The sequence below is a fragment of the Sedimentibacter saalensis genome (assembly GCF_007830175.1).
GTDB classification, from domain to species: Bacteria; Bacillota; Clostridia; order Tissierellales; family Sedimentibacteraceae; genus Sedimentibacter; species Sedimentibacter saalensis.
On sequence record NZ_VLKH01000004.1, the window covers coordinates 184,856 to 207,352 of the forward strand.

Sequence of the window (22,497 nt, forward strand, 5' to 3'; positions counted from 1 at the left end):
GCGGATTATTTTTCGTTGACCCAGTATTTTCCTCCGTCAGGAGTGCGAATCAACAAATTATAATCAACAAGAAGTCTTCTTAAAATGAAATAATCATTGAATGTGTGATTTTCATTTATTATGTGGTTTACTTCTTTCTCTGAATATTTCTTTCCTTTTTCAAATTTTCCTGCAAGATATGTTAACACAGGAATTTTTGTCCTGTTTGGTGAAGGCAGTACTTTTATTTTTCCTTCATCATTTAAAAATTGCAATATATTTGTGCTTTTTTGCATTAAAAACCTCTCCTCTCCAATAAATCCTTAACTTCAGTTGACAGTTTCATATGTGCTGCCATTTCATACCCTGTTTTTTCAAGAAGTTTAAAATATTCTTGTTTTTCATCCTTGAATAAATCCGAATTTTCATTTAAGCATCTGCTCTTCGTGAAATATATTTCTCCTGATAATTCCATGTGAACTTTTTCTGCAACCCTGTTAATCCAAAGAGATGTAACGTCAAATTCCTTAGCATCATCTAAACCGCAGCTCGATATCATCATGAGCTTAGGGATTTTTACCTGGCTTGAATTATCAGCAGGAACAGCTGGCTTTTGCTGCTCACCAGGTCCTCCTATCATTGTCATCCTGTCCATAAAAACCTTAAGCATTCCGGAAATATTTCCAAATTGAACAGGAGAAGCAAAGACAATTACGTCTGCATCACCCATATGCATCATAATCTCTAACATATCATCTTTAATAACGCATTGTGCAGGTCCCTTTGTCCAGCATATGTGGCATCCCATGCAATGATTAATATTTTTTTCTGATAGTTGAATGTTGACGGTTTTTGCTCCTGCATCAACGGCTCCCTTTAAGAACTTTTCAATAATTACATTTGTATTTCCATTTGAACCCCTCGGACTTCCATTTATAACTGTTACTTTCATAATTCCACCTCATATATATTTACTAATTTACTAAATTACTAAACATATATTAATATCTCAGCACACATTTGTCAATGCAATTATTTTCCAAAAAATAAAAAATCCGACTTGTCAGTCGGATTTTTTAAATTCTTGCATAAGACGGGGTTAATCCATTAACATGCTTCATATTTCTTAAATTACCTCTGAATATAACTCTGCCGTCAATATCTAGCAGGCTCTGAGGTCTCACCAGGTTTCTTGGCATGTTTAAATCTGCAACACCGCAGTTGTTTAAAATGTAATAAACAAATTCAGAACATAAGAATCTGTCACTGTAACATGCTTCATTGTTTAATAAGCCGTCAATCAGCCCCATGTAATTGTACTTATAAATGCTGCTGTTCATTATAAATTCATCAAGAAGCTCCACTGCTTTGTTGTATTGCTGTCTTGAAACATCAACTTCTATAATAACTCCCTGCAGATTTCTGCACATTCCGTATATTCCCTCATCGATATTTTCTTTAATGAAGCTGCCCACAAATGGATTGTATACTTTTTTTCTTCCAAAACTGTACATTTGGTTGAGGTCTTCATCCAATGATATGGCAGCGTGCGTGAATTCATCATTTGTAACAAATCCGATCATCCTTGATAAAACAGTGCTTGTCCTTGTTAAAACTATATATAAGTGCATGGATTTCATAATTGCCTCCGTATGTTAATAACCATATTATCATACATACATCTTAATTATGACTAAATTATTTATTAAAACTTCATTAAATTTACATTTATTAATAGTGATAAAAAAGAAAAGCAGCATTAAGCTGCTTCTCTTATTTTTTCATTCCTGTGTAAATCAGCACAGCTTCTCTTAAGAATTCTGCAGTTCCAGGGTTTTTGCTGTCATAATATGCTTTGAACCTTTCATCATCAATATACATCTGTGTTATATTGACATGTGCTTCCTTGTTGTACTGCCCCCAGAAAAATGACAGCCATTTTCCGTGAAGCTCCGCAGCCTTTTGAGCTGTTTCACTGTAGGGTTTTCCTTCCTTAAAGGCCTTTTCCAATGTTATTAAAACTTCATTTCCAAGGTCTTCAATTTCCTTGAACTGTTCTTCTGTCATATTTTTCAATATTTTATTTGATTTGTCCACTGCCTTTTCGCCATATTTTTTTCTTGCTTCTTTTCCGAACTTCTTTTCATTGTTTGTAATAAGCTCATCCTTAAATCCTTCAAACTTTTCAGTATTGCTCATATTATATTTACCTTCCTTGCTCAAAATTGTTTTTTCCACATTATGGATTAAAATGTCCAACTGTGTTCTTTTAGAAATGAGCAACTGTCGATGTTCTTCAAGTGCCTTTTTTTCATCGAATTCACGGGATGTTATTATTTCCTTAATTTGTTCAAGGTTCACCCCAAGTTCTCTGTAAAACAATATTTGCTGCAGTCTGTCAACTTCATGCTCACCATAAAGCCTGTATCCTGAAGAGTTGATTCTTGCCGGCTTAAGAATTCCAATTTCATCATAATACCTTAGCGTCCTTGTGCTGACATTTGCCATGACTGCAAGTTTTTTAACTGTATATTCCATATGCTCACCTCTTGAATTAATTGTACACATTTACGCAGCGTCAATGTCAACAGTTTTTTTATTTTTTATACTTTCCGGTGATATTCCTCATACTTTTTTATAAAGTACTTGCTTATAAAGTTTACAGCAAGTATAAAGACTATGAAAAACAAGGATTTTGCAGGATTTTCAAAATATGAGCTCACATTTTGCCCTATGAATGCAAGAGACAAAATCATAACGAATTTTGAAGGCAACAAAGCCAGGATAAACTGCTGTGTGTTCATGTTTGTTAGAGCAGCTGTACCGCTTATTAAAAATGACGGAGTAAAGGGAAAACAATACAGAAAGAACAAGACTGTGAGATTCTTTCTTCTTATTTTTTCCAATGTTCCCTTGTACTTGCTCTTTTCTATTTTGTTTTCTATTTTCTTGCCGCCGATTTTTCTTATGAGCATGAACAATAAAAAAGAGCCCAGGCAATTCCCGATCCATGAATAAAGATATCCCATGAAAAACCCAAATACAGCAACATTTATGATTACAAAACCAACAAGAGGAAGCACTGGTAAAAATGCCTCAATGACAGGAAGAATAATTCCTGCAATCGGGCCTATCTTTTCAACAAAATTTAAAAAAACATCAGTATAATTAGCGTAGTCCATAATAACCTCATGAGGTAATTTCATTTTTTATTATATAACACTTGATTAATTTAGTATATAAAATATAATAATATTATATATTTAACAGCTTACAAAGCATATGCTTATTATTTCAGAAAGGATTGGTTATATGAAATATTTCATAGGAATTCCTGTTCCATATAGTTACAAAAATAAAATTGAAATGCTCAGGGCAGAAGCAAGATTTCTCACAACAGAGCCTCACATTACTCTTGTTCCTCCTCCAGCACTGCCCGATGATGATTCATTTATAGAAAAAGTTGTTGAAGTCTGCAAGAACACAAAAAGATTTAAGGTACGACTTGATAACCTTGAGCAGTTTGGGGACCGTGTACTTTATGTTGGAGTAAAAAGTCCCGAGCTTATTGTTCTTTATGATAAAATTTATGAAGCACTAAATCTTGAAAAAGAAAAAAGAGGCTATACTCCTCACCTAACAGTTGTAAAGCAAAGGCCAAGACGTCCTGTAGATCTGGAAACAATAAGAAAAAAAGCAGAGAAACGTCTGTCTCCCTACCCTGAATACACTTTAAATTCAATTATTGTATACCGTCAGCCAAAAGAAAAGTTCATGTACATACCATACATGGAAATACCCTTCGAAAGTTAAGAATTAATAATGAAGAATTAAGAATTATGGTTGAAATTGTGCCAAAGCACAATTTCTTCATTTAATTTTTAACTCTTAACTCTTAACTCTTAATTATTTTTAGTTGTTCAACTGAACTTCTATGAGTGCTGCCAGTTCATTGGCATGCATTTTCAGCTCTTCAAGATTTTCTCCCTCTATCATTACTCTTACAAGAGGTTCAGTACCTGATGGTCTGATGAGTACTCTTCCTTTGCCGTCAAAGTGTTTTTCTATATCTTCAATTTTGTTTCTGATTGTTTCATCTTCCATATATGCTTTCTTTTTATCTTCCGCAACACGTGCATTCACAAGAACCTGGGGCATTACCTTCATTACATTGGCAAGCTTTGAAAGTTTGGTGTTTTTTTCCTTCATAACGCTTAACAGCTGAATTGCAGTAAGTAATCCGTCCCCTGTTGTATTGTAGTCTAAAAAAATTATGTGACCTGACTGCTCTCCTCCAATTGAATGGTTACCGCTTAGCATTTCTTCAAGCACATATCTGTCACCAACGTTTGTTTTGATGATGTTGATGTCCTTTTCCCCAAGACATATATCAAGTCCCATGTTTGTCATTACAGTTCCTATAACGGTGTTGCTCTTCAAGTTTCCTTTTTCCTTCATGCTTATGCCGCATATGGCAAGAACATGGTCCCCGTCTACAATATTTCCGTTTTCATCTGCAGCAATAAGTCTGTCGGCATCTCCGTCAAAAGAAAGTCCTATATCTGCTCCTGTTTCAAGAACAAGCTTTTGAATTTCCTCAGGTTTTGTGGAGCCGCAGTTTACATTTATGTTTATACCGTTAGGGTCATTGTGAATTACATAAACCTGTGCTCCAAGTTCATTGAGAAGCTCCGGCGCTGCCTTGTAAACCGCTCCGTTTCCGCAGTCCACGGCAACCTTAAGACCTTTGAAGTCCACATTTATGGTATCCTTTAAGAAATCCATGTATTTTCTGACCGGATTTTCGATTCTTATTTTTCTTCCTACTTCTCCTGCAACAGGAACAGTCTCTATGTCCAGATCGTTGAGTATGTATTCTTCAATGGAATTTTCCATGCTATCAGTTAGTTTAAGTCCTTTTTCATTGAAAAATTTAATACCGTTGTATTCCACAGGATTGTGAGAAGCTGTAATCATAACTCCGCCGTCTGCTTCAAGAATTTTAATCATGCACGCCACAGCCGGTGTTGGCAGGACACCCAGATACAACACATCTATCCCTGCTGAGTTAAGACCTGCAGACAATGCTCCTTCAAGCATGTCTCCTGATATTCTTGTGTCCATTCCCACAACCATTTTCGGTCTTTTTTTGCCTTTTGTGAGAAAATAGCCGCCCACGCGGCCCAGTTTATATGCTAATTCAGATGACAAATCGCTGTTTGCAATTCCTCTGACTCCGTCAGTTCCAAATAATTTGCCCATTATTTCCTCCAATAAAATTATTTCATATACATAATATCATATTTATAGATAAAAAAAAAGATACCATTAATATTTTAATGGTACCAATCTGTTCTGTGAATTCCTATTTCATTTTTGTCATAAGGAGTTTCCTGGTATATAATATTAATCCAATTTTTAAACAATAAATTTGCATGACTTCTCCACTTAACAAACGGATTCTTTGAAGGGTCATCTCCTGGATAGTAGTTCATGGGAATATTGATATTCTTTCCCTGAGAAACATCTCTGTCATATTCTTTCTTCAGCGTCAGAGGATCATACTCTGAATGGCCCATGACAAATATCCTGCTGTAATCATCTGTAACGGCTATATGAACTCCTGCATCTTTTGATTCAGCCAGGACTATTAGTTCTTCAACGCTTTTTATGTCTAAAGATGGTACTTCCGTGTGTCTTGAATGAGGAACATAGAATATGTCGTCAAATCCATTTAATAGCATGCATGTTTCATGCATTTTCTCATGCTCAAAAACACCAAATACCTTGTTGTCCAGTGTTGTTTTGTTTAAACCGTAAAAATGATGAAGTGCAGCCTGTGCTCCCCAACATATGAACATTGTTGAAGTGACATTTTTGTTTGAGAAATCAAATATTTCCTTAATTTCTTCCCAATAGTCCACTTCTTCAAACTCCATGAGTTCAACAGGTGCTCCAGTGACAATCATGGCATCATATTTTTTGTCCTTTACTTCATGAATACTTTTATAAAAACTTTTCATATGACTTTCGGAAATGTTTTTTGAATCATGAGAACTTGTATGAATGAATTCAACATTAATTTGTATGGGAGAATTTGAAAGCAGCCTTACAAATTGTGTTTCAGTTTCTATTTTAGTTGGCATAAGATTTACCAATGCAACGTCCAATGGTCTTATATCCTGGGTTTCAGCTCTTTCTTTGCTCATTACGAAAATATTTTCTTCTTCCATTGTTTTATAAGCAGGAAGATTTGATGGTATTATAACCGGCATAGTTTCATTCCTTTCTGTCATTATATAAAAAAACCTCTTTAAAAGAGGATTTTACTTATAAATATTAGATTTACTTTATACTAAACACAATTCTTTGTCAATAAAAAATATGGTTTTAACTGTATATTAAGTTCTTTTCAATTCCCGTTGAAAGATATTTTTTGAATTCGAAATACTGACTAGCAACCTCATAATCCTTATGCAAAAAGGCTTGTTCTAAGTCATTGTTTATTAGAGTCGTAAGTTCATGAAAATTACCCTTAAGTTCTCTTTTGTGATATTCATCATATGTATAATCAGAATGCCTTTTGCTGTGCCATAAATCAAAATACTTTGTTATAAAACTGAAAAATGACTTGTTATTTTTAACGAAATCATAAATGCTTAAAAATATGTAGGCATCTGCACCTGGCTTAAAATTAATTTCTTTGTTTCCCAACCATGCATTCCAGGTTTTTTCCTCAGGACAAAACTGAACATTACCTTCAATGCAAGCAACAACTGCAGCCATAAAATAGCTGTCATCCGAATGAAAACCAGAACAACACGTATCACATTTACTCTGCTTAAGCTTTTCAAATTCTGAAATTTCAATATATTTTTCGACAATAAATTTATCGTCTTTGCTGTATTGTGACATTTTATCCCCCCCATTTCCATTATATGATAATATATAATTTGCAATTTGTCAATATTTGCACATTTTATTTACATATTGTAAATTTTTGTTGTTTTTTGTTATATGCTGCATTATAATTAAATAATCACAATAAAAGGACTGGTAACATGGAAACAAGTGAAGTTATACGAAATCTGCGCATTAAAAACAACCTTTCTTCTAAGGAACTAAGCAAAATTCTTAATATTTCCGAATCATCAGTTTCATTGTATGAAAGCGGAAAAAGAAAACCAAGCCTGGGCTTGATTATAAAAATTGCCGATTATTTCAGCGTTTCTACTGATTATCTGTTGGGTCTGTCACATAAGGAAAATGAAAACAACATGGCAGAAAAAGACTTTTCCATGTTGATAGAAAACATAGTTTATTTTCTTGAGAAGTCTGATTACATAGTATATGACGGCAAAATGGTCAGCAAGACTCTCACATTGATTTTAAGGAATTATCTGGTTGGAATCTTAGAAAACATGAAATTGCTTACGACTTTATAACAGTAAAACAATTTGATAAAAATAAATAAAACTGATATAATCATATGAGTTTTATTTTATTTATGTCAGAAAGGAATAAAAAATGATAGTTTTATCGTGCAATGATGTTTCCAAGGCCTATGTGGTTGAAAATATAATAGAAAACATTTCATTTACAGTAGACGACAATGAAAAAGTCGGGCTCATAGGACTTAATGGAGCAGGAAAAACTACCTTGTTTAATATATTGACTGAAAGACTGGAGCCTGACCAAGGCTCAATATTCAGAGCAAAAGGAAAAAAACTTGGTTATTTGAAACAAAATACAAACATAGAATCAGAAAAAAGCATAATGAACGAAATGCTCACCATTTATGATAATGTCATAAAAATGGAAGAAGAACTTCATGAACTTTCCCACAAAATAAGCAGCTTTACAGAAAATGACGATCCCGGCATTCTTGAAAAGCTTATGAACACATATGCAAGCTTAAGCGAAAAATTTGAGGATGAAGACGGTTATAGCTTCAAAAGCCACATTAAGGGAGTTTTAAGAGGTCTTGGCTTTTCAGACAGCGAATTTGACAAACCCATAAATTTATTGAGTGGCGGTCAAAAAAGCAGGGTGATGCTTGCAAAGCTTCTTCTTGAAAAAGCAGACATACTTCTTTTGGATGAGCCTACAAACCATCTGGACATTGAAGCGATTTCATGGCTTGAAAAATACATCAAGGATTTTAAAGGCGCTGTTATTTTAATTTCCCATGACAGATACTTCCTTGACAATACTGTCGAAAGAGTTTTCCTCATGGAAAATAAATTTTTAAAAGCATACAACGGAAATTACACTGAGTTCATGAAAAAGAGAAAAAGCGAACTTGAACTTGAAATGAAGCAATATGAAGAATATGAAAAGGAAATTGAAAGACAGGAAGAAATGATTCGCCGCCTTCACGCCTATGGAAGCAAGAGAAACATAAGGCAGGCTTTCAGCAGGCAAAAAGCACTGGATAAAATCAAAAAAATGGATAAGCCATCTCAGGACAGCAGAAAAGTGAAGCTAAGGTTTACACCTAAAATCAAAAGCGGCCGAGATGTTTTAAAAGTTGAAAAAATGGGTATAAGTTTCAATGAATTTGAAGTGTTTAATAATCTTAACATGGAAATTTACCGCGGTGAAAAAGTAGGCATAATAGGCCCTAACGGCATAGGAAAAACAACTCTTTTAAAAACAGTTGCGGGAAAACTTGTTGACTACAAAGGAAATTTCACCCTTGGCCACTATGTGCAAACAGGATACTATGACCAGGAACAAACAAACCTGGACAGTGAAAACACGGTCATAGATGAAATATGGGATGAAAATCCAACACTCAACTACTATGACATCCGTACGATGCTTGCTCAGTTTTTGTTTAACGGCGATGATTTATATAAAATTGTGGGTGATTTAAGCGGAGGTGAAAAAGGCAGGCTTTCACTTTTAAAGCTCATGACTTCAAATGCAAATTTCCTTCTAATGGATGAACCTACAAATCATCTGGACATTGATTCAAAGGAAGTTTTAGAAGATGCTCTTTTAAATTATGAAGGAACTGTTCTTGTTGTTTCTCATGACAGATACTTTTTAAACAAGGTTGCCAACAAAATATACGACATGTCAAAGGATGGAATTTCCCCGTACCTTGGCAACTACGACTACTACCTTCAAAAAAAAGCAGAGCTTGAGGAAAATGAAGATGATGTTTCAGCCTCAAAAACAAAGACCCAGATAATTGCTGAAAAGAAAAAAGAACGTGAAATCATTCGTGGACGACAGCAGCGGGAAAAAGGAATCAAAAAAATCGAAGAACAAATTGAAATGCATGAAAATGAAATTTCTGTATTGGAAGACAAATTATGTCAACCTTCGACATATGACGACAAATTTTTAATTATAGAATTAAACGAAAAATTAAACATTCAAAAAATCGAACTTGAAGAATTATACAATCAATGGGCGGAAATTCAGGACAATTAAAAAAAGTTATCCACCCTTTGTTGATATGTTGTGAATAACTTTTTCTGCAATAGACTGTATCAACAGCTTTATCCACAGCTGTTGATACTTTTTTATTATTTTCTGTTAATTACTCTCAAGCTCCAAATTAGGAAGAGCATTTAGTGATGAATCTGCAAATTGTTTATTTAAATATTTATAATATGCAGCTGCTCCTATCATGGCTGCATTATCTGTGCATAAAACAGGCGATGGTTTTGTAAATTTATAACCTGCTGCTAGACACTGCTCTTGAAGAATTTCCCTGAGTCTTGAATTTGAAGCCACGCCTCCTGCTAACGCCACAGTATTGCAGTCTTTCTTCTTTGCAGCTTTCATGGTTTTCATCGCAAGAACTTCAACAACTGCTTCCTGGAAACTTGCTGCTACGTCTTCAATGATTACTTTTTCGTTCTTTTGTTCAGAGTTGTGAATGTAATTCAACACTGCTGATTTTAAACCGCTGAAACTGAAATCAAGAGTTTCCTCATCAATAATTACCCTGGGAAACTTTATGGCATCCTTGTTTCCCATTTTTGCTGTCTTGTCAACCAGCGGACCTCCCGGATATCCAAGCCCTATGGCTCTGGCAATTTTATCGAAAGCTTCTCCTGCTGCATCGTCTCGTGTAACTCCCAATATTTCATATTTGCCGTAATCTTTCACATATACAAGATGTGAATGTCCTCCTGATGCAACCATACATATGAAAGGAGGCTCAAGATTTTTGTCTTCAATATAGTTGGCGCTTATGTGTCCTTCAATATGATTTACACCTATGAGAGGTTTTTGCCATGCAAAAGCAAGACCCTTTGCAAAATTTACTCCCACAAGAAGAGCTCCTACAAGACCGGGACCGTATGTAACGGCAACCGCATCTATTTGTTCACTTGTTACATTTGCATTCTTCAATGCTTCTTCAACCACATCGCTTATATTTTCAATATGCTTTCTTGAAGCAACTTCAGGAACGACACCGCCGAATTCCTTGTGAATTTCAATTTGTGTTGAAATTACGTTCGACAGAACATTTCTGCCGTTTTCAACCACAGCCGCAGCAGTTTCGTCGCAAGATGACTCTATAGAAAGTATCAATACATTTTCTTTCATTTTTTCCTCCGTCAGTACAATTGCTTTGATTATACTACTTCAAGTTGTTGAACGCAACTTTTTTAACCGCGTTTACTTATAGCGAAAAACCAGCAACTTCAGCAAGGCAGCAAAAAGGGACCTGCATTTCAATGCAAATCCCTAAATCTGCTGTAAATTTCATTAATTATAAGCTTATCTTATTTAATCAAGAGTTATTTTACCCTTCTTGTTGGATCTCCATACGTGAAGACCAAGAGCAAGACCTATTACTCCGTAAACCATGAATGTTCTGAAATATTCTCCAAGAAGAGCATTTCCAAACAGAGACTGTCCGATTTCCGGTGACATGATAAACATTGAATTAAACAGCACCGTTCCTATTATGGCATGTTTTAAATTTGCCTTTTGAGTTGAAGCTCCTCCAACCAGTAATGAAGCAACTGAAAACATTCCTATTTGAGTGTGTGCATTGTAAGTGTTCAGAGTTCCCATGTTCTGCAAATACATTATTTGTCCCCAGGCTGCAAGAACTGTAGACATAATGGTTGCAATTATTCTCGTTCTGTCAACATTGATGCCTGACACTTCTGCAATGTGCTGGTTTTGCCCAACACTTCTGAAGTCTTGTCCCAGCTTTGTCCTTAAAATAAGTTCATTGAATACACAAAGTGCTATTATAAGGAGGGCGTTGACAACAGGAACCTTTCTTACCATCATGAGGCTTGAGTTTGTTAATATAGCCTGTGCACATATTCCTGCAATTATCAGACAGCTTGCAATGTTAATGTATGTCATCCTTTTTTTGTTTATTGAGAAAACAGGATTCTTTGAATTTTTCGCCAGTCTTATTAACTGAAGAAGCAACACTGCTATTGCAACTATGAGTACTGCCCACATGAACGGTATTTCCATAATGCTGTCAAGAGCATACTTGAGTCCCCCGTCCTTAACAGGAACCAGGTCCACAGTCATTCTTATTCCCACACCGTCAGGCTTTATCATAGGATGTGTTGCAGGCACCTTTATGATAACGCCAACAACAAACAAAAACAAGAACTGGTAAATACCATTGGCAAAGTAACCTACAATCAAGCTGGCTATCATTTCCTGTCCTCTTGTCTTGTTGTACAAAACCCCTGTGAAATAACCAAACAAAGCGGATATTGGGAATGCAAGGAGGAATGTAAGCATTAGGCCTGAAATTCCGCCAAGATTAAAATATCTTATTATTGCAATGGCTATTTGCCCTGCCATTGCACCAACAACTATACCAAAGTTAAGTCCAAGACCTGCGACAACAGGGATTATAAGGGACAAAACCAGAAAAGCATTTCTGAAGAAACGGCTTGACAACTCTGTAAGGAAAAAATTCATTGTTACGCCGTCAGAAACCATAAACCCGAATATGGTAAAGGCAACAAATATTAAAGTAACAATATTGTCAGCAAACCAGGATGACTCCTTTTTAACTTTCAATCTTTCACCTGTAGATACATTGTTCATTATTTTCCGCCTCCTTTTACTTGTGTCAAAGCATAAAGGATTATTCCGTTCTGAATTATCATACGAAGTATTTCAGACAAGTCAGTACCTTCAAACAATTGATTTGCTACAGGAAGTGCTGTAGTCAAAAGCCCCTGGAATATTATTACGCCTATTATTACATGTGATACTTTAGCCCTAGAAGCTGTAGCTCCGCCTATTAGTATAGCAGCAACAGCAGAAAATGCCATCATTAAAGGTGCACTGTAAAGCTGTGCGTAACCGTAGCCCTGTGAATAAACAATAATTCCTATGGCACCAAGCACTGTGGAAAGCATATTGGCTTTTATTCTGTTATTGTCTATTTCAATACCTGACGCCTGGGCAAATCTTGGGTTAATACCGCCTGCTGATATTGCAATACCTGATTTTGATCTGAAATATAGCCACACTATGAAGCAGCAAACGCCAAATACAAGAAGCATTCCTGTAGGTATGATGATTCCACCGATTGTGAATTTCCAGAAGTTGTTGAGTATCTGAGCTCCTCCAACTGCATCCAGCTGTATTGTTTCTCTCAGACCTGTTCCTATAAACCATCCCATTTTCGGATTTTTAAAAGGAATCATAAGCCATGCAAGACACATTGCAGCAACTATGGAAAAGCCAGTATATGTTGCAATTGTCATTTCTGAACCTTTAACTGCATTAAGAAGTTTTCCATACAAAAAACCTACAACAGCAGCCAATGGAATTGCAAACGCCATTGACACCGCAAGCCACATTACTCCGGTAAATCCAAATTCAATTGAACAAACAAGTGAAAACAAACCGCATACAATTCCCACCGGAAGTGCAAAGTTTGGGCCTGTCCCTGACTGGATTGAAGGAACCATTGCAAGAACCAGAATTCCGTTCATGCCTGCACGCTTTAAAGTGTCACTTAAGAGAGTTGCCATCGATATTCCCAAGAATCCTCCGGTAATTATAAGAATGAGCCAGAACACTCCGATTATCAGAGTAGGCAGACCTATTTTGTTTACTGTTTCCTTAAAGCTGAAACTACCTTTTTCTTTCATTTCAACCATTATGACTCACTCCCTTCTGCATGGCTTTTGCTTCCAGACATCATCAGACCGAATTCAGCATCCGGAGCTTCTGGAGAAAGCACGCCTTCAACCTTGCCTTCACAAATAATTACAATTCTGTCGCTTATTGCTCTTAATTCTGCAAGTTCAGAAGAAGTCATAACAATAGTCATACCATATTCTGTGTTCAACTGTTTCAATAAATCAAGAACAAGTTTTTTTGCTCCGATATCTATTCCTCTCGTTGGTTCGGAAACCAGAAGAAGTGTTGGATTCAAACTTAAAGCTCTTGCAACGCATACCTTTTGCTGGTTGCCTCCGCTTAATCTTCCAACTTTCTGAAGCGGCGATGTACATCTTATATCAAGGTCCTTGATCATTTTGTCTGCATGTGATCTTATTTTGCCGGAATTTTTAAATCTGAAAGGTCCCAATTTATTTAAAAAGTCATTGTTTATCTGCATTGCTGAAAATGCAATATTAAGTTCTATAGATTCATCAAGCAGCAAACCAATGCCCTTCCTGTCTTCACTAACAAAAGCAAGTCCTGATTTTATAGCAGCTTTTGGATCATTTAAACTAAGAGTTTTTCCATTAAATATAATGTCTCCGCTTGATGGATAAATACCCATCAATCCATTAGCAAGTCCTAGTTTTCCTTGTCCTGCCAAACCGCCAATGCCGACTATTTCTCCTTTTTTTACTTCTAGGTTAATTCCCTTGACCCTTTCACCCGGCATTGCTACATTTAAATCCTTAATACTTAAAATAATTTCATCAGAAGCTTTCTTATTTACGCTTTCACTTCTGTCGATTGAAATTTTTCTTCCAACCATAAGCTGAGCTATTTCAAATTTATTTGTATCCTTTATGTCTTTTGTGGCAACATGCTCGCCATCTCTGAGAACAGTAACCTTGTCAGCAACATCTACAATTTCATCAAGCCTGTGGCTTATGAACAATATTCCTATTCCTTTCTGGGACAGCTTTCTTATGGCGTCCAGAAGATTTTTCGCTTCGGCTTCTGCAAGCACTGCCGTAGGTTCATCAAATACAAGAATTTTTATTCCTGTCTTGTCAATCTCACGGGCTATTTCAATAAACTGCATGTGGCCTACAGGAAGACCTGCAACAGGAAGAAACTCATCAATGTTCATATCCAGAGTATCGAGAGCTTTTCTGGCATCTTCATTCATGGCCTTGAAATCCAGGGATTCAAGCCTTTTACCGAGCACTGCGCTCACAGGATTTTTTCTTGTTATTTCTCTGTTGAGCTTAATGTTTTCAGTAATGGTAAATCCCGGTATAAGCATAAATTCCTGATGCACCATGCCTATTCCGTATTTCATGGCATCGTGTGGAGATTTAATATGTGCCTCTTGTCCGTCTATCTCAATTTTTCCTTCAAAACCTCCGGTAGTATGTATTACCGGCATTCCGAAGAGAATATTCATCAATGTTGATTTTCCTGCTCCGTTTTCTCCAATAAGAGCATGTATTTCACCTTTTTTTAGCTCAATGTTAATATCCTTCAACACTTTGTTTCCGGAGTATTCTTTTGAAACATGTTTTAAGCTTAGAAGGTTATCACTCATCATTACCTCCTGAAATATGATTTAGCGTAAAAAGGAATGCCAGAAGTTCATTATAAGAAATTCTGAAACATTCCTTAGTTATAATTCAATTCTATAAAGTTTTAGCTGTTAAATTATGTCTTCTTCGCTGTAAGTTAAGAAATCCATCATTATCAATCTAAATGTAGGATATTCTGCAGAATTTTCTACATAAGTATTTGTTTTAACACTTATACCGTTAGCATATTCTGTCATCAGTTCTTCCAATACCTTTGTATCAAGTTCATCGCCAACTTCGCCGTTGATCCATTTTACTGCATATTCAGTTGATGCAACTGTGTTCATCATAGCAACTGGTACAGGCCATGTTGAGAATCTTCCAAGAAGACCGGCGTCTTTAAGTTTCTTTGCAGTTTCGCTTATAACGTTTGCCATAGCATCAGCTGAATAACCTGTTGATTCTATACCAAGAGCTGATGGATATCCATGGTAAGGTGATGGACAGCATGGTTGAGGATATATTGCACCTGCATCGTAGCAAGCTTTAATAAGTGGAGTCTGCATTGCGCAGTTTGTTGAGAAGAACGCTGTATCCTTGCCATATTTTTCTACCATTTTTGGAACGTCTTCAAGAATGAACTGCTGTGCACCTGGAACACCTGAATCTCCTGTTGGGTCCGGAGCTGTAGCATCAACAAATTCAAGGCCTATCTTCTTGCAAGTTTCAATCATCAAGTCTCTTCTAGCTGAAAGAAGAACAACTGACATATGTCTTGGGAATGAGTAGTGAACAAAAGTTTTAGCTCCCATTTTTTGAGCCTGTTCTGGAATAGTTGATCCCATTCCAAGTTCGTCAGGCTGCAATATTAAGTCAGCTCTTTCAACAACGTCTGGTGGGTTTTCCTGTGGTGAGCAATATGCTATGAACATGTCATCACGAGTTTCCAGAAGTTTATCAACTGCAGCGTTTGTTCCTGGAACTGCCTGGTTGATTATCAAAGCTTTAACTTCAGGATCAGAACCAATCTTAGTGATTGTACTAATCATTTGTTCCTGCTCAGTCATGAAATTATCTGGCCACAAAACGTGCATTATCTTTTTATCGCCGTACTTTTCAACCATTTGTTGAGCTGAACGATATTCTTCTTCATTTTGAGAAAGAGTATTTGTTACTATTGCAATTTTACCAGCAAATGGTTCTTCAGCTGATGGTTCTGCTGCTGGTGTTTCAGCTGCCGGTGTTTCTGCTGGTGTTTGTGCAGGGGCTTCAGTTTTTTGAGCGCATGCACCCAGACTGAATACCATTGCAAGTACTAAAAAGATGCTTATAAACTTTTTCATTCTTTTCCCTCCAAATTTTTTTACAATATGTACTAATTGTATATACACTTTATTATAATTGAATATATATTAATTGTCAATCCATAGTTATTAAGAAGAAACTACAGGTTTTCAAGTAAAAAATAACAAATGAATTTTAATGAAAACGATTGTTGTCGTTATTTGTACTTTTTATATACGTTTTCCGATGTTATGGACAGCGTTTTCTAGCCATTTTTTTCTTATTTTGAGTTTGTGCTCTTAAACATGCAGCATATTTATATTTATAAGTAAATTATTATATAAATATTTTAGCTTACATAATTTTGCATTAATATTTTTAAAATCAGACAGCAGTTAAAATTTTCTACATGAAATTAAAAATGTACTTTAGAATTTTATCAAAAAGTGGTACTATAAATTAACAACGTTTTCATCAACTAACTAATCCTCAAAATTTAAAAACTGCTTCTAAAAATACATTATGCAAATCTGAAGCGTGATAGTCAAAATGATATAAGAAGGAAGGTCGGTTTATTTGTCGAAATACGAGCATATTTCTGTTCAGCCAAAAGCATTGATGATTATCAATGAAATTAATAAAACAATAATAGGAAAAGATGAAGTAATTGAAAAAGTACTTATGTCAATACTGGCCAAAGGTCACATTTTATTAGAAGATACTCCTGGTGTTGGCAAGACAACACTTGCTCTTGCTTTCTCCAAAACCATGGGATTGGATTATAAACGAATACAATTTACACCGGAAATCATGCCGGCAGATGTGGTTGGTTTTTCAGTTTACAGTAAAGACAAGGAAAGACTGTTGTATCAATCTGGAGCAGTATTGTGTAATCTTCTGCTTGTTGATGAAATTAACAGAGCCAGCTCAAAAGCACAGAGTGCCCTTTTAGAAGCAATGGAAGAATGCTCAGTTACAGTTGACGGAGTCACACGCCAGCTCCCTAACCCCTTTACAGTTATTGCTACTCAGAATCCCATAGGGTCAACAGGCACACAAATGCTTCCTGAATCTCAAATGGACCGCTTTATGGTCAAGCTGTCAATGGGCTACCCGGAATTCCAGGATGAAATTAAAATTTTAAAAAACAAACAATCAAGAGAATTACTGAAATCATTAGAACAATCCACGAGCACAGCTGAAATTTTACAAATGCAGGAGCAGGTGGAAAACGTTCATATTGATGATGATATATATGCGTATATCACTCGCCTTGCTTCAGCTACAAGGGAACATCAGCTTATTCGCCTTGGTGTTAGTCCCCGGGGTTCTATTGCGCTTGTAAGAATGAGTAAATCTGCCGCGTGGCTTGCAGGCAGGGATTATGTAATACCATCAGATGTGCAGCTTGTATTTTTTAATGTTTTTGAGCATCGCATAATTCTTAACACTCAGGTAAGTCTAGGGAATGCAACTGTTCACAGCATATTGTCAAGAATTATGCAGACAGTACTTCCGCCTGACATCTCCCGAAAGAGAGCTTATCTATGATATCAAAAAGATTGGAATATTTGGTGCTGTTGTTAGCTGCCTTTTTCTTTCATATATTTGTGGTAGATTATATTTCATTTTGGATTCTTGCATTTCTTTTAATGCTGCCGCTGGTTTCCTTGCTTATTACAGTTCTCGCAATGGGCGGAGCAACAGCTGAACTAATAATAAACAAGGTCTCGATTCAAAAGAATGAGTCCCTTCCAATACAATTGAAAATACATAACAAGCACTTATTTCTAACATGCATGTGCATGGTAAAATTGACCATACAAAACGAATTGCTGCAGCAGGAAGAAACAAGATTGTTTTTCATGACTGCAACACATTCCGGACATACTGTGGAACAGGTAATATCATCTAGATATTGCGGCATGATTAAATGCAGCATTTCAGAACTTAAGATTTATGATGCTCTCGGGTTATTCTCGTTTCGTAAAGAAACCGAGTCCAGCTATTTTGTCTCAATTCTTCCTTCTGTTTATCATCTTATGGCCATGAGTTCGAAAATTCAGCAGGATATTAAAAACAACATAATTTCACGAACCGTGAAAGGAAATGATCCTTCTGAATTCATGGATGTCCGAGAGTATCGTGACGGAGACCGTCTGGCAAGAATACACTGGAAGCTTTCCGACAAATATGATCAAATAATGGTAAAGGATTTCGGCGATCCCATTTCAAATGATGTACTGTTGCTTTTTGATTTAAATGGTAACAGCGACGAAAAAATTTGCGGACTTTTGGATGCAGTTTATTCCATCTCCAATTTTCTAATTAAAAATCAGATTACTTATGAAATTCAGTGGTATGACAGCGTGCATGAACGTGCAGTGCTCACAGAAATCGCACAGAATAATGACCTTGTATCGGCCTTTGAAGCCATAATGGCTAAAAGCAGATATCAAAAGCAGTCTTGGATATTGAAAAACTGCAACAATGTCTGCGACTATAAGCCATATTCAGTTGTATTGTACCTATGCTCTGAAATCACGTCAAATTCCATTGCTCTTATTCATAAACGTCTAGCCGGAAGCCGTATAAACATCCTGCTTGTTACGGATGTACCAGGAACTCGTACAGACCTGACAGTCCTAGATCTGAAAAATATAAAAGAAAACATGAGCAACCTGGTGATTTAATACTTTGTAGAGGAGATTTATATGAAACGCAATATTACAAAATCTAAACATGTAATTCACCTTGACAATCCAGCCCTCCTTGAATCAAAAACCTCCTTATTTATGCAGTTTATTTTTTATTTTTCATTTTTAATTCTGGGAGTTTCCGGAGTGTATGGATGTTTTTACACTACATTTTCCATTCCTGTCATGCAGAATGATTTTATATTCTATGCAGTTGTATTTTGTGCTGTCATTACATTCATGTTTTTAATCAAACCCAAACGCAATATTGTGCTTGCTCTATTGCTTTCAGTTTCTGCCTATATTTTTTTTATAAAACGAAACATAATATATGTGGTAATAAATAATTTGACTCAGGGATATTTCATCACCTATAATTCTGTAGCTTCAGCATATGCTCAAAAAGCACAATACAGTCTTTTCACATTTCCAATATCTGTAGCCGGCACAAACGAAATAAGAGTTTCCATTACCATGTTTGCTGTTCTTACCTTATTCTTTTTTACACTTCTTTTGGCATGGATACTTGTTCTGAGAAAAAATACAATTTTGTGTTTCATTCTTACTGCACCATTTTTAGGTATATCAGTGTTTTTCGGCATCACTCCCCATTATGCAGCAGTAGGAGCATTATATATTTTTTGGGCCTTCTTGATTTTGAACTCTTCAGTTTTGCGTTCTAAAAATAAATTCAATAAAAAGAAAGGTATATTTTACAGCGGCGGAAAAAATACAGCAATTCCTCAATCACTTATATTTCTTCCAATTTTAATTTCATGTCTCATTTTTGTAACTGTACTCTTTCCAATGAACAGCTATAAGCGTTCAGACTTTGTGAAGGATCTTCGCATAAGCATTCTCAGCGTTCCTAAAATTCCATCTCCTATTCAGATACCCATACAAAGCATCTTAGGATATACTGGACGTGTAAATCTTCAACTGATTGGAAACATAACATTTACAGGGAAGACCGTCTTGCGTGTAAAGTCTTCTGGACCTGAAGGTGACTATCTTAAGGGATTTGTAGGCAGCATATATACCGGCCATAGCTGGGACTGTTTACCTGCGAAGGAATACGAAAAACTTGATACAATATTAGGCCAGTGGAGGGTTCAAAATTTTTCTTCACACTTTAACAAGCTTCTTGGAAGGAATGCAAAGACATATGATTTGACGGTTCAAAATATGCAAAGAAATTCACTGCGCGTTTATGCTCCTTATGGTCTGTTGTCAGGACCTGAAGAGTTACCTGGCATAAAATTTATACATGATGGTTTTTTAAGATCCGGCAATGCGTTGTTTGGCTTAAGTGAATACAACATGAAATCAACCACACTGCAAATAGACGCATGGAAAATGTCAAAATCAATGATAAATGCCTTTAACAAAGAGCAGCGGCCATTTATCCATGCAGCAATGGAATATAAAGATTTTGTGTATTCACACTACACTCAGCTCCCGGAAGCACTGGATGAAAGGCTTAGTCAATACCTCCATGAACATAATTTGAACATTAAAAACTATACTAATCCTAACGCTTTTGCAAATGCAGTCATTACTCATGTAAAAAACGAAAATTCATATACACTTTCACCCGGCATGACTCCAGAAGGGCGGGATTTTGTGGAGTACTTCCTTTTCGAAAATCACAAAGGTTATTGTGTACATTTTGCCTCTGCCACAGCTGCATTGCTCAGATCTGCAGGAGTTCCTGCCCGTTATGTTGAAGGTTATGCTGTATCCCCCGATGATTTTGAAGGCCATGATGAATGGGCAAGCATCCCCGATTCACGTTCACATGCATGGGTGGAAATATATCTCAGCGCAGTTGGCTGGGTCCCTGTTGAGGCAACACCAAGTGCTGACAGGGGAATAATTAATCATGATGCTGCTGAGGCACAAAGTCCTTCTTCCATAAATCACTTGGAAGATGACATAACTAATGATAAATTTTATAAACATGAGCGTCCTCAAACAAATGAATTGCCTGATGATGAAAACAATGAATCCATTTCTGGTGAAGTGCAAAGTTCATCTGCCAATTATATACATAATATAATTAGTATATTGACAACTTTAGCAATGTTTGTCTTATTCATAGCAGTAATTCTAAGCAGCAGAAAAATGCAAAATGCCTTGCGCAAGAAAAAGTTTACTCAAAATGATAGCAACAAAGCTGCAATTGCAGTCTACGATTATATTGTGAGGCTGCATGCATATGCAAGGGCTAATAAGACTGCTGATTACAAAATTCCAAACAATATATATAATATTGTGCTAAAAGCCAGGTACAGCCAGCATATGATTACAGAACATGAGTTGGAAAATCTATTGGTTTATGCTGAAAATCAAAGTGCTGAAATTCAAAAAACAGTTTCGTTATTTAAGCGGTTCGTAGGCAAGTATATCTATGTGTTGTTTTAATTTACACAATAATAATTCCGGCTGCAAAACAAAAAGGAGGATATCCTCCTTTATAAAATGTTTTTTGTTGAATTACTTTAAATTCTCAAGAAATGTTCGAAGTTTCTTTTTTTGTTCAGGGTTCAGGAACATTTCAAAGTTCTTGAGATCCTGTATTTTCTTGTTATATTCTTGCTCTCCGTATTGTTCCTTAAGCTGCTTGCTCATGTTCTGAGCATCTTTTATTATTTCTTCTTCGGTCTTCCCGTTGTATTTTTCTTTGAATTCCTTAAACTGCTTGTTGTTTACAAAATCATTTATATTTTTGTCGTTTGCTGCCTCTTTAAATTCTTTGCTTCCAGTAATTTTATTGACATTTTTATCGTCAAAATTCTTAAAAATATTTGCCATTCATATACCTCCATTTCATAATACATAGTATGCAGAAACACACAATAAATTACAATTTTAATTACCACATCCTTGTAACACTATTACACCAGGAGAATAAACTATATTATTAAATATGATATAAGAAGGTGATAATATTCCTGTTCAAATATTATTTTATTTTTTGGCTGCCAGATATATAATGGGAAACAGCCAGCTTCCGGGTATGGTTTCAAAACTTTCCGGGCCTACAAAAAATGTTGCAGCATCTCTGATTTCCGATCCGCACAAAATTGAAAATGTCATAGGAATGGTGCGCACATTTGCTCCTCTTGCCTCACCCCAAACAGTATCAAAAGTAAATACATATCTGCCGCTTGCAGAAAAAACAAGCACACTTTTAGGAATGTATTCGTTTTTAAACAGAGCTCAGACATTCAAACCATTAGAACCCTTAAACGCTAGTACACCGGCTGAAAAATTATCAGCACTGATGAAAAGCGGAAATATTCCTGTTGCCAAGCTGGCACAGCCACTAATAGCAAACAACATGGAAAAAGTCATGGGTGGAATGGCTATGAATATGTTGAAAAACGGCAACCTGGGAGACATTCTATCATCATTTGCAAATCAGCAGTCAGGAACAAAAAACAGCGGAAACGGCGGATTAGACTTAAACAATCTCGATCTAAACAGCCTCATGGAAACTTTTATGCCAATTATAAACAACATGTCAAATCAAGAAGAAAAGGTACCTGAAAAACAAGCAGAAAAAAGTCCGGAAATTAAAACAGAAAGGAAGCAAAGAACATCCAGACAAGATGTGCATGCTCCTAAAAAAGACACAACACCCTCAGTGATCTTTAACGAAACGAGTCTCCCTGATTATGATGCAGAACCGTTGCCTGAGCATGAGTACAATGATAATCAATACGAAGATCATCAAGATAATCATGATGTTTCTCTACATGAAGAAATAAACGACCAGTCACAAAGAGAAAACCACACCCCTATAAAAATAAGACATAAAAGAAGAAGATAACAATAAT

Annotated in this window: 21 protein-coding genes; 7 read left to right on the forward strand and 14 right to left on the reverse strand. The window is 36.0% G+C overall.

Features of this window, described 5'->3' with window-relative positions:
• Nucleotides 1-5: 5 nt before the first annotated feature.
• The 5 genes from LY60_RS08475 to LY60_RS08495 all read right to left on the reverse strand — a co-directional run bounded on the left by LY60_RS08475 (nt 6) and on the right by LY60_RS08495 (nt 3,161).
• A complete protein-coding gene (locus LY60_RS08475) occupies nt 6-275 on the reverse strand; it encodes a DUF2087 domain-containing protein (protein WP_145082419.1) in 270 nt (89 codons plus the stop codon).
• The gene (locus tag LY60_RS08480; RefSeq protein ID WP_145082421.1) at nt 275-931 is read right to left on the reverse strand and encodes a flavodoxin family protein; all 657 of its coding nucleotides are present in this window, start codon (nt 929-931) and stop codon (nt 275-277) included. The genes LY60_RS08475 and LY60_RS08480 overlap by 1 nt, the downstream gene beginning before the upstream one ends.
• Before the next feature lie 124 nt (nt 932-1,055).
• Nucleotides 1,056-1,619: a hypothetical protein gene (locus tag LY60_RS08485; RefSeq protein ID WP_145082423.1), complete on the reverse strand. Its 564-nt coding sequence runs from the start codon at nt 1,617-1,619 to the stop codon at nt 1,056-1,058.
• 133 nt (nt 1,620-1,752) lie between these two features.
• Nucleotides 1,753-2,517 (reverse strand): MerR family transcriptional regulator, encoded by a 765-nt coding sequence (locus LY60_RS08490; RefSeq protein ID WP_145082425.1) that lies wholly within the window; start codon nt 2,515-2,517, stop codon nt 1,753-1,755.
• A gap of 65 nt (nt 2,518-2,582) precedes the next feature.
• A complete protein-coding gene (locus LY60_RS08495; RefSeq protein ID WP_170226151.1) occupies nt 2,583-3,161 on the reverse strand; it encodes a TVP38/TMEM64 family protein in 579 nt (192 codons plus the stop codon).
• Nucleotides 3,162-3,291: 130 nt separating this feature from the next.
• Here LY60_RS08495 and LY60_RS08500 point away from each other — a divergent pair, with 130 nt between their 5' ends.
• A complete protein-coding gene (locus LY60_RS08500; protein WP_212633469.1) occupies nt 3,292-3,792 on the forward strand; it encodes a 2'-5' RNA ligase family protein in 501 nt (166 codons plus the stop codon).
• Between the two features lie 99 nt (nt 3,793-3,891).
• Here the strand turns inward: LY60_RS08500 and glmM are convergent, their stop codons facing one another.
• From glmM to LY60_RS08515, 3 genes are all read right to left on the reverse strand, one after another.
• Nucleotides 3,892-5,241 carry a phosphoglucosamine mutase gene (gene glmM / locus LY60_RS08505; protein ID WP_145082431.1) on the reverse strand — a complete coding sequence of 450 codons (1,350 nt, stop codon included), beginning with the start codon at nt 5,239-5,241 and terminating at the stop codon, nt 3,892-3,894.
• A 74-nt stretch (nt 5,242-5,315) separates the two neighbouring features.
• Complete coding sequence (metA, locus tag LY60_RS08510) at nt 5,316-6,254, reverse strand: homoserine O-acetyltransferase MetA (protein WP_145082926.1); 939 nt, start codon at nt 6,252-6,254, stop codon at nt 5,316-5,318.
• Nucleotides 6,255-6,369: 115 nt separating this feature from the next.
• Nucleotides 6,370-6,894, reverse strand: a complete 525-nt coding sequence (locus tag LY60_RS08515) for a hypothetical protein (RefSeq protein WP_145082433.1) — start codon at nt 6,892-6,894, stop codon at nt 6,370-6,372.
• 146 nt (nt 6,895-7,040) lie between these two features.
• On the opposite strand from LY60_RS08515, the gene LY60_RS08520 reads away from it, so the two are divergent.
• Nucleotides 7,041-7,424 (forward strand): helix-turn-helix domain-containing protein, encoded by a 384-nt coding sequence (locus LY60_RS08520; RefSeq protein WP_145082435.1) that lies wholly within the window; start codon nt 7,041-7,043, stop codon nt 7,422-7,424.
• Between the two features lie 82 nt (nt 7,425-7,506).
• Nucleotides 7,507-9,423, forward strand: a complete 1,917-nt coding sequence (locus LY60_RS08525; RefSeq protein WP_145082437.1) for an ABC-F family ATP-binding cassette domain-containing protein — start codon at nt 7,507-7,509, stop codon at nt 9,421-9,423.
• 105 nt (nt 9,424-9,528) lie between these two features.
• Here LY60_RS08525 and tsaD read toward each other — a convergent pair whose 3' ends face one another.
• The 5 genes from tsaD to LY60_RS08550 all read right to left on the reverse strand — a co-directional run bounded on the left by tsaD (nt 9,529) and on the right by LY60_RS08550 (nt 16,018).
• Nucleotides 9,529-10,551: a tRNA (adenosine(37)-N6)-threonylcarbamoyltransferase complex transferase subunit TsaD gene (tsaD, locus tag LY60_RS08530; protein WP_145082439.1), complete on the reverse strand. Its 1,023-nt coding sequence runs from the start codon at nt 10,549-10,551 to the stop codon at nt 9,529-9,531.
• Nucleotides 10,552-10,734: 183 nt separating this feature from the next.
• Entirely contained in the window at nt 10,735-12,036 is a 1,302-nt protein-coding gene (locus LY60_RS08535; protein WP_246145400.1) for an ABC transporter permease subunit, read from the reverse strand.
• A complete protein-coding gene (locus LY60_RS08540; protein WP_246145401.1) occupies nt 12,036-13,103 on the reverse strand; it encodes an ABC transporter permease subunit in 1,068 nt (355 codons plus the stop codon). Before LY60_RS08540 ends, LY60_RS08535 begins: the two co-directional genes overlap by 1 nt.
• Complete coding sequence (locus LY60_RS08545; protein ID WP_145082441.1) at nt 13,103-14,701, reverse strand: sugar ABC transporter ATP-binding protein; 1,599 nt, start codon at nt 14,699-14,701, stop codon at nt 13,103-13,105. Before LY60_RS08545 ends, LY60_RS08540 begins: the two co-directional genes overlap by 1 nt.
• A gap of 105 nt (nt 14,702-14,806) precedes the next feature.
• Nucleotides 14,807-16,018 (reverse strand): DUF3798 domain-containing protein, encoded by a 1,212-nt coding sequence (locus tag LY60_RS08550; RefSeq protein ID WP_145082443.1) that lies wholly within the window; start codon nt 16,016-16,018, stop codon nt 14,807-14,809.
• Between the two features lie 517 nt (nt 16,019-16,535).
• On the opposite strand from LY60_RS08550, the gene LY60_RS08555 reads away from it, so the two are divergent.
• From LY60_RS08555 to LY60_RS08565, 3 genes are read left to right on the forward strand one after another with little or no spacing between them, the layout of a single operon-like run.
• Entirely contained in the window at nt 16,536-17,510 is a 975-nt protein-coding gene (locus LY60_RS08555; protein WP_246145402.1) for an AAA family ATPase, read from the forward strand.
• A complete protein-coding gene (locus tag LY60_RS08560) occupies nt 17,507-18,652 on the forward strand; it encodes a DUF58 domain-containing protein (protein ID WP_145082445.1) in 1,146 nt (381 codons plus the stop codon). Before LY60_RS08555 ends, LY60_RS08560 begins: the two co-directional genes overlap by 4 nt.
• 21 nt (nt 18,653-18,673) lie before the next feature.
• Nucleotides 18,674-21,079 (forward strand): transglutaminase TgpA family protein, encoded by a 2,406-nt coding sequence (locus tag LY60_RS08565; protein WP_145082447.1) that lies wholly within the window; start codon nt 18,674-18,676, stop codon nt 21,077-21,079.
• A 72-nt stretch (nt 21,080-21,151) separates the two neighbouring features.
• Here LY60_RS08565 and LY60_RS08570 read toward each other — a convergent pair whose 3' ends face one another.
• Nucleotides 21,152-21,469 (reverse strand): hypothetical protein, encoded by a 318-nt coding sequence (locus LY60_RS08570; RefSeq protein ID WP_019227578.1) that lies wholly within the window; start codon nt 21,467-21,469, stop codon nt 21,152-21,154.
• Between the two features lie 163 nt (nt 21,470-21,632).
• Between LY60_RS08570 and LY60_RS08575 the strand changes: the two genes are divergently transcribed.
• Entirely contained in the window at nt 21,633-22,490 is an 858-nt protein-coding gene (locus LY60_RS08575) for a hypothetical protein (RefSeq protein ID WP_145082449.1), read from the forward strand.
• Nucleotides 22,491-22,497 lie beyond the last annotated feature (7 nt).